This window comes from Aeromonas sp. QDB39, assembly GCF_027707585.1.
Classification (GTDB): Bacteria; Pseudomonadota; Gammaproteobacteria; order Enterobacterales; family Aeromonadaceae; genus Aeromonas; species Aeromonas hydrophila.
In genome coordinates this window covers 1-2,613 of record NZ_JAPCIV010000097.1, presented here as the reverse complement: position 1 = coordinate 2,613, position 2,613 = coordinate 1, and the positions used below count along the sequence as shown (strand labels likewise).

2 protein-coding genes are annotated in these 2,613 nt (G+C 58.3%); both read right to left on the bottom strand.

Going from position 1 to position 2,613, the window contains the following annotated elements:
- Positions 1–80 precede the first annotated feature (80 nt).
- Complete coding sequence (gene istB / locus PG899_RS23890; protein ID WP_000194037.1) at positions 81–836, bottom strand: IS21-like element ISAs29 family helper ATPase IstB; 756 nt, start codon at positions 834–836, stop codon at positions 81–83.
- A gap of 14 nt (positions 837–850) precedes the next feature.
- Positions 851–2,392 carry an IS21-like element ISAs29 family transposase gene (gene istA, locus PG899_RS23885; protein ID WP_010673729.1) on the bottom strand — a complete coding sequence of 514 codons (1,542 nt, stop codon included), beginning with the start codon at positions 2,390–2,392 and terminating at the stop codon, positions 851–853.
- Between the last annotated feature and the right edge of the window lie 221 nt (positions 2,393–2,613).

Below are 2,613 nucleotides of genomic sequence, written 5' to 3'. Positions count from 1 at the left end.
TGCGTATTCCGGCGAAGTTGAACAGCCATTCCGGCCAACGTGAACACCCTGATCCTTAACGCGCTCACGTCACCCCGTTTCTAACTCGAGTGTTCAGATTGGGTCAACTCACTTCTCCTCTTTCTCATCGATTCTCCCTTCAGTGACAGCCGGTGAGCGTTGTGCATCAGCCGGTCCAGGATCGCATCTGCCAGAGTGTTGTCCCCCAAGCTCGCGTACCACTCTTCCGTTGGCAGCTGACTGACCACGACCGTCGAGTATTTCCCGTACCGATCATCCATGATCTCCAGCAGGGCGTTGCGCTGCTCGGCATTCACCGCTTCCAGTCCCCAGTCATCCAGGATCAGCAGCTCTATCCTTGCCAGTTGACCCAGCAGTCTGGCGTAACTGCCATCTACCTTGGCCTGGCTCAGCTCAAGTAGCAGACGCGGCAGCCGGTAGTAACGAGTGCTGTGCCCCTGCTGACAGGCTTGGTAGCCCAGCGCACAGGCTAGGTAGGTTTTTCCGCAGCCACAGGGGCCGGTAATGAGCAGGTTCTGGCCCCGGCGCAGCCACTCTCCTTGGGCCAGGTTTGCCACCTGTGACCGCTCCAGGTTGCGTGCAGACTGGTAGTCCACCTCTTGCACCGTGGCCTGGAGTTTGAGCCTCGCCTGCTTGACCAGCCGAGCTTGTTTACGCTGCTCCCGGCTCAGTTGTTCGTGTTCGACCAGCAGGCTTAGCCGCTCGATGAAGGGCAGCCCTTCGTAGGTACTTGCCTGTTCCAGTTGTTGTTGCACGGCATCCGCCATGCCGGTCAGTTTCAGGTGTCTCAAGCGGGTCAGCGTTTGTTGGGTCATGGGACGTATCCTCTTTAGTGGAAGCTCTGGGGGCCGCGGATGTTCTCGTGCTCTTGCGGCAGTTCTGGATAACTGAGCGGACTTGCGGACAGTTGGTCGCGGCCACTGGTCAGCACCGACTTGAGCTGCTTGAGCCGCACCAGTCCTTCCCGGTTGGCCAGCTGGCAACAGGCTTCGACTCGTGATGGCGGATACTCCCGGCTAAGACTCAGCAGTCCCAGGCAGAGTCGGTATGCCTGCTCGGCATGGGCTTTCTCTGCCAGCCGTTCGCTAACCCAGCACAAGGTGCCCGGTCCGATGTCGGCAGCCCACTGCTTAAGACGCCCTGGCGTCCAGCGTTGCTGCTTGCTGTGACGTTCCGGCATGTGCTCAGGGAGTGTGCTCATCCCCGGGATGGTTTTACGCGGATGGCTCGCGACCAGCTGTTGCTGGTGATAGACCTGAAGCAGGGTATCGCCCGCATGGAGCTCCAGTTGCTGACCCACATACTGGTGCGGCACCGAGTAATGGTGCTGCTCATAGCTGACGTGATAGTCGATGTTGACCTTGACCGTTTTGATGGCGACATAGCGATAGGGATGCACCGGTAGTGACCCCAGTGCCGGGCGGTCCAACTGCTCAAACGCCTCGCGTCGGTTACCGGGCAGCTGCTTGAACGGGCGCTCGTTGAGCTCATTCAACAAAGCCCGGATGCACTGGTTTAGCTCGGCAAGCGAGAAGAAGGTCTGATGGCGTAGGCGAGCCAGGATCCAGCGCTCGACGATCTGCACACCCACCTCGGCCTTGGCTTTGTCCTTAGGCTTGTAAGGGCGAGCTGGCATCACCGCCACCTGATAGTGCTCGGCCAACTGCTGGTAGCTGGGGTTGAGCTCGGGATCGTATCGGCAAGCCTTGCTGACACCGCTCTTGAGGTTGTCGGGGATCAGCAGTACCGGTGTCCCGCCGAAAAACTCAAAGGCACGGACATGGCTTTGCAGCCAGTCCGGCAGTGACTGGGACCAGGTGGCCTCGGCAAAGGTGTAGTTGGACGCACCGAGCACGGCGACAAAGACTTGTGCCTGACGGACCTCACCCGTGGAGGGCGAGGCGATGGGCACCGTGGGCCCGCAGTAGTCGATAAAGAGCTTTTCCCCCGCCTTGTGGATCTGGCGCATGGAGCGCTTTTGCAACTGACACCAGGACTTGTAACGGTCACAGAACTGGGAGTAGCTGTAACAGCTATTGGGATAGCGCTGGGTGTACTCCTCCCAGAGCAGCTGTTTGGAGACCCCCTTGCGCTTGAGCTCCTGATGGACAGAGGGCCAATCCGGCACAACATGGCGGGCCGAGATGGTGGTATCGGCCTGCGGATAGAACAGGGCAGCCAGTCGGCCATCATCAAGCTCGGTAGGTAAGGGCCAGGTAAGGCCGAGCGCCTGGGCACTTTTGAGGAGTTTCTGGATGGAGCCGACACTGACCTTGGTACAGATACTGATTTGGCGAACAGAGAGGTCAGCTTCCAGCCGCAGTCGCAGCACTTCACGAATTTTACGCATTGCAATCCTCTTGGCAGACATAGGCTCTTCCCTGGCAAAAGGGAGAGCGTATCAAAGGTTTTTAAATCAATGCGTTAAGGATGATTCCGGTGAATGTGAACAGTGATTCCGGGATGTTGAACACTGTTTCCGGAAAGGAGGGGCGAAGTGTTCAGGTTGAACCGGAATGAGCGTTCACATTGGTCCGGAAATGGTGTTCACGTTGAATCGGAATTGGTGTTCATGATCGGCCGGAATATGCA

Coding starts and splice junctions, on each gene's coding strand:
- istA (WP_010673729.1), bottom strand. CDS start 2,392: ATGTCTGCCAAGAGGATTGCAATGCGTAAAATTCGTGAAGTGCTGCGA.
- istB (WP_000194037.1), bottom strand. CDS start 836: ATGACCCAACAAACGCTGACCCGCTTGAGACACCTGAAACTGACCGGC.